The following is a 6,466-nucleotide window of genomic DNA, read 5'->3' as shown; positions in this document are numbered from 1 at the left end:
AACTTAAGGTATAAGTTGGTGCGTCTTCTACCGCTCCGGAAATACACGCCGCTTTCCGCGGGCGGCTGGTGAGCCTCCTCGGGCTGACGCCCTGCGGGGTCTCACCTATGCCTTTGCTCCCGCAGGAGTCGTCGTGTATTTGCTGCGCTCAAAATGACGACTTCCTTTAGTTTGATTAGAGATTTGTTTTAGAACACACCATCCAGCAGCCGGAATATGCGAGACTCCAGTGGGACAGCGAGCCTAAGAGACCCCACAGCGAGCGGTCTATGTGAGCGAGGAGGCTCGTGGTGAGCCCACGGAAAGCGAGTATATTCCGGCTGCGTGGTTAGAGATTCTCGCTAACTTCTGGTTTGTGTCATAGTTTGTATCAGCTGCGAAGAGCAAAGATGCACAAAAAAAACCCTTTCTTTTATTGTATAATGAATTTTTACCTAAACCAGCAAAGTATTGTTTCAGCGGTCGTTAATGCTTACCCAAACATTATACTAGAATATACCGCTTATCATTCGTCTTTAAGGTTTACGTATTAGTTATGTCCCTACCCCTTTTAACTTTACAGAAAGCACACCGGATATATGGTAATAGGAAAAATGACACTGGTAAGCTCATTGATAGATGGGTATTCATATCTAATTTATCATAAGGATTCAAAAAATGGTCAAGATTAACCATATTTTAGCAAAAACTCAATTGTATCTCACCTTTCAATATGCCATATTTAAAGTGTCACGACGATTTGTGACAAAAATATCGGAACGGAGGATGTCCATGAAACAATTGACCTTAAGAAAACTGTTTAGCCTTTCGCTTGTTTTTGCACTGGTTTTTATGAATTATTCGCCGATGATGGCAAACGCCGAGAACCAGGAATCGGCAGATGACTTATTTATTTCAGAGTATATTGAAGGCAGTTCGTACAACAAGGCAATTGAAATCTATAATGGGACGGGCAGTTCCGTGAATCTATCAGACTATCAGCTGGAACTGTACAGTAATGGTTCCGATAACCCGACCCAGTCGCTGACACTGTCAGGATCGCTTGCAAATGATGGGGTGTTTGTGGCTGCCCATCAAAATGCGGCAGGCGACATACTGACACAGGCTGACATGCAAGATTCGGCGCTCATTAATTTTAACGGCAATGATGCTGTCGTCCTGTTAAGGAATGGTGAGCCAATTGATACGATTGGCATCATTGGCAATGATAGTGAGTATGCAAAGGACGCTACGCTTGTAAGAGATTCTTCGGTTACACAGGGAAATACAGTATATGATGAAGTGGAATGGACTGATTATGATCAGGATACCTTTAGCCATCTTGGTGACCATACAATGGATGGTGTCGGAGAAGATGATCCTCCAGAAGATCCGGGTGAGTACTCAATTGGTGATGCCCGGGAATTAAATGATGGGACCGCTGTAACAGTGGAAGGCATTGTGACAGCAGACAATTCGGCTATCAGCAATGAAGGCCAATTCACCACATACATCCAGGATGAAACCGGCGGCATTAATGTATTTGCATATGAACAGGGAGCATTGCCTGATGTTGAAAAAGGCGACAAGGTAACTGTCTCTGGTGAATTGGACACATTTAACGGACTGAAGGAAATTATCCCGTCTTCCATTGAAGTCGTGGAGAGCGGACAGACACTTCCTGAGCCGCAATCAATCACGCTGGCTGACCTTCAGGATTCCGAAACGGCAGAGAGTTATGAAGGTGAGCTTGTTCATGTTAACGGGTTTATCAATAGTATTCCATCCAGCCCTGCAGGTGGGGGCTATAACATTTCGATGATTGATTCCGATTTTAACGGTACAACTTTAAGGGTTATGGAAAATGCTTTGGACGTTTCACAGTTAGAATCAGATAAATGGTATGATGTGACAGCCATAGTAAGTCAATATGATTCGTACCAGCTGATTCCGACCGAACAGGCCGATATCCAGATAGCTGATGAACAGCCGGACCCGCCATCAGCAGCAGGGACCTATGAATCTACGGTTGAAAGTGTCGTAGATGGTGATACGATTCATCTCGAAACCCCGGTTCTGGGTGAGACGACTGTCCGATTTTTGAACATGGATACGCCTGAGACATACACTGCCCATAACGATGATCCGGCACGTAATGAGATTAATGACAATCAAAAATATCATGGTGACCAGGCAACAAATTATATGAATCAGCTGCTTGAGCCTGGCGATGAAGTTAAGGTTAAAATTGGTGACGAACCGACCGACGATTACGGCAGGCTGCTCGGTGAGATCATCCGTGCTGAAGATGATATGAACATTAACCTTGAAATGGTCCGGGAAGGCTATGCCGTGACATACTTTATTGCGCCTTTTGATGAGGAGGTTTATCCGGCTTATCAGGATGCTGTGAAGTCGGCAAAAGATGCTGGACTTGGAATATGGAACCCGGATAACCCGCTGATTGAATTGCCTTTTGTCTTCCGGGCAAATGATGATCAGAAAGGTTTTTCCAAATATGTCGGGAATTCCGGTACGATGGAATACGTTTTGCCTGAAAACTGGGCGGATGTCCCGGTTGATAAACGGGTATTTTTCTGGGATGAAGCGACAGCCCAGGATTATGGCTACACATTTGCAGGAGAAGATGATGGTTCCGGCGACAATCTTCAGGTCCAGCTGCTCGGTATGAACGATTTGCACGGCAAAATTGATCAACAATATGAACTGGATCCTGATGATGATGGGACTGTCAGCATGTACGGCAAGATGGATTATACGGCTGCAGCAATTGAACAGCGGGAAGCGGAGAATCCGAATACATTGATAGTCCATGCGGGTGATATGATTGGTGGCAGTTCTCCTGTGTCGGGTCTGCTGCAGGATGAGCCGACGGTTGAAATTATGGAAGAAATCGGATTTGACGTTGGTGCAGTCGGCAATCATGAATTTGACGAAGGCACGGAAGAATTGCTTCGAATGGTGAATGGCGGCGAGCATCCTGAAGGCACAGAGGGATATGACGGCATGGATTTCTCTGTATTATGTGCAAATTGTGAGTATAAAGATTCCGGTGATAGCTTCCTCCCGCCATATTCGATTGAAGAAGTGGCCGGGCAAAAAATCGGATTTATCGGGGTCATTACGCCGGAAGCGGCCGGTATGGTGATGCCTGAGGGGATTCAGAACACACAATTTACCGCCCCGGTTGCAGCTGTCAATGAGGCAGTTGATGAACTGGAAAGCCAGGACGTTAAATCGATTGTTGTGTTATCACATATACCAGGAAAACAAAGCGGGGATACCGTAACAGGAGAGGCGGCGGATTTGGGGAATGCTGTGGATGATGAGGTGGATGTTATCTTTTCCGCCCATAATCATGTAGTCAATAATGGTGTCGTTGACGATAAATTGATTGTGCAGGCATCGGAATACGGCAAAGCGATTTCTGATGTCGATTTGGAAATTGACCGCACGACAGGTGATATTGTCGATAAAGAAGCGGAAGTGGACTTTATCGATCAGCGTGAGGTAACACCTGATCCAGAAGTGACAGCCATTCTTGACAAGTATTCGGAACAGATCGCACCTATTATGAACGAAGTGGTTGGCTTTAATGCTGCGGATTTGACCGGTGATTATACGAATAATGGTGACCATGGACTCGGTAATTTAATTGCTGATGGTATGAAAGCGGCTATGGACAGTGACTTTGCCATGATGAACGGAGGCGGAATCAGGGATGATCTGCTGGCAGGCGAGGTAACCTGGGGGGATTTATACAACGTCCAGCCGTTTGGCAATGTCCTGATGAAGTTTGACGTACAGGGTGAGGATCTGTTCCCGATTATCGAAGCTCAATTATCACCGGAATATGGACCTGATTACAGCATCAGTGGGTTCCATTACACATGGGATCCGGAGACAAACTCAGTTGTTGACGTGACATCCCCGGATGGATCGCCGATTGATCCGGACGAAACATATACCCTGACGGTGAACAATTATATGGGCACGTCAACCGGCTCAAAATATGCCCCGATCCATGAATTGGGTGAGAATCCGGTTATGGGACCGTCTGATATTGATGCCACGGTTGCGTTTGTGGAAAGTCTGAACAGCACCTCTGATAATCCGTTCGAATATGGCCCGGAAGGACGTATAACGGAAGGAACTGCTGGAGAAGATCCGGAAGAAGCGGTTATTGTACCGAAAGACAATAATGGAACCGCAACGGTGCATACCGAAGATTTAAGAGAACTCGAAAATGGCATTCGGGCTGTTATCGATATACAGAATGATAAAAAGCCAAGGAAACTGCTGCTGAACAAAAAGCAGGTTGATATTTTGCAAAAGAAGGATGTCATACTGATTGTAACGAACGGTGAAAAGACAGCTGAATTCGTCATGCGGGAATTTGAAGGGAACGTTCTCAAGGTCAGTCTGCATGACGGTAACGGAAAAGGATTTTAACAAAAACAAGCAAGAAGTCCCCCGTCAAATCTTTGATTTAGTGGGGGAGGTTCACATTGAATGAGAAGCCTTGCGCGGTTATCCCGTGCAAGGCTATTGTTCGTTGAACATCCTAATATTCATCAAGAATATTTCAAATATTTACAACCTGACTAGTTTCCGTTATATTTAAAAGGAAAGTCAAAAAATTGTATTTTATGCGTGGGGGGCTTGAATTCCATGAAACACGAAAATAAAGACGACAGCGATCCGCGTTATAAAGTTGCCAACCGTGAAGCACTATTTGGGGTTGGGTTGGTCATTTTCAACTTTATCTGGTGGTATGCCTTTGCATATGGTCTTGGCAGTAAGGATCCATCTGAATATACATATGTTTTCGGGCTGCCGGCATGGTTCTTTTATAGCTGTGTACTGGGATTCGTTGTCATGGCAGTTCTTGTGACAATTGTCGTCAAGAAATGGTTTGTGGAAGTTCCGTTCGATGAAGAGGGAGATGGAAAATGAATTGGCAGGCATTAATTCCGTTAATTGCTGTGTTACTGATTATATTTGGTGTCGGGGTATGGTCCGGCAAATACATAAAAACTTCAAATAACTTTATGCAGGATTATTTCCTCGGTGGAAGAAGTCTCGGCGGGTTTGTCCTAGCGATGACGATGACGGCTACATACGGCAGCGCCAGCAGTTTTATCGGCGGTCCCGGCACGGCTTACACCGAGGGGCTTGGGTGGGTGCTCCTGGCAATGACACAAGTCTCAACCGGCTATTTTGTGCTGATGGTCCTGGGTAAAAAATTCGCGATTGTTACACGTAAGTATAAAGCGCTGACAATGGTCGATTTTTTAAAAAAGCGATACCGGTCCAAATGGGTTGTCCTGATTTCCGCACTAAGCATTATTATTTTTCTGTTTTCAGCGATGGCGGCCCAATGGATTGGCGGTGCCCGTCTGATTGAGTCGTTAGTCGGTATTCCGTATACAACAGCGTTATTCATTTTTGCGCTGTTTGTGCTCATTTATGTAACGATCGGCGGTTTTCGTGCGGTCGCGCTGACCGATGCGATCCAGGGGATGATTATGTTTGTCGGGACGCTTATATTGCTAATCGCGACAATTATTGCAGGCGGCGGGCTTTCCAATATCATGGAGGGTTTGAGCGCCGAAAATCCGAATCTGGTTACGCCTTACGGGGCTGAAGGCACGCTCACACCAGCTTTTGTGTCATCGTTCTGGATACTTGTCGGTGTAGGTGTTGTGGCCCTGCCACAGATTACAGTCAGGGCGATGTCCTATAAAGACTCCCGTTCGATGCACCGTGCCATCATTATCGGAACAATCGTTGTCGGTGTCATCATGCTGAATATGCATTTGATCGGTGTTCTTGCCCGGCCGATTTTGCCTGGCATTGAAGTCGGTGATAAGGTCATGCCGCTGATTGCACTCGAAGTTTTGCCCAAATGGCTAGCTGGCATCGTATTGGCGGCTCCAATGGCTGCCATCATGTCGACGGTCGATTCACTGCTGCTTTTGGTCAGTTCATCAGTTGTCAAAGATGTTTACTTGAATTATGTGGAACCAAACGCATCACACCGGCGGGTCAAACGACTAAGTATTGGTGTAACGGCGACTTTAGGGATTATTGTATTCCTGATGGCACTCAATCCGCCTGATCTGATAATCTGGCTGAATCTGTTTGCCTTTGGGGGTCTTGAAGCGGCATTTATCTGGCCGATTGTAATGGGACTGTACTGGGAAAAAGGAAATAAATACGGTGCGCTTGCCTCAATGGTTACCGGCGTGGGTCTTTATATTTTATCGGATTCTTTCTTCCCGCAGCCATTCGGAATGCATTCGGTCGTACTGCCGGTAGTGGTGGCGTTCTTTGCTTATGTAATCGCGAGTCTGGGAACACAGGAAAAAGTTATTGGGCAAGAAACGTGATACCTGTGTAGTTAGGAAGCGAATTTTCAGGAAATATTTGTAAGTTCCTGGATTGAGCTAAGTTTTTATACAGT

The 6,466-nt window shown here is 45.8% G+C and carries 3 protein-coding genes; all 3 read left to right on the top strand.

Annotation, left to right across the window (positions count from 1 at the left end):
• The first annotated feature begins 771 nt into the window (after nucleotides 1-771).
• A complete protein-coding gene (locus VK097_RS01230) occupies nucleotides 772-4,452 on the top strand; it encodes a 5'-nucleotidase C-terminal domain-containing protein (protein ID WP_324209970.1) in 3,681 nt (1,226 codons plus the stop codon).
• Nucleotides 4,453-4,671: 219 nt separating this feature from the next.
• On the top strand, nucleotides 4,672-4,956 hold the full coding sequence (locus VK097_RS01225) for a YhdT family protein (RefSeq protein ID WP_324209969.1): 285 nt from the start codon (nucleotides 4,672-4,674) through the stop codon (nucleotides 4,954-4,956).
• On the top strand, nucleotides 4,953-6,392 hold the full coding sequence (gene panF / locus VK097_RS01220) for a sodium/pantothenate symporter (RefSeq protein WP_324209968.1): 1,440 nt from the start codon (nucleotides 4,953-4,955) through the stop codon (nucleotides 6,390-6,392). Before VK097_RS01225 ends, panF begins: the two co-directional genes overlap by 4 nt.
• Nucleotides 6,393-6,466 lie beyond the last annotated feature (74 nt).

The organism is Lentibacillus sp. (assembly GCF_035301675.1).
In the GTDB taxonomy this organism is placed as follows: Bacteria; Bacillota; Bacilli; order Bacillales; family Amphibacillaceae; genus Lentibacillus.
The sequence above is the reverse complement of the archived record's forward strand: the minus strand, read 5'-3'. Positions and strand labels throughout refer to the sequence as shown.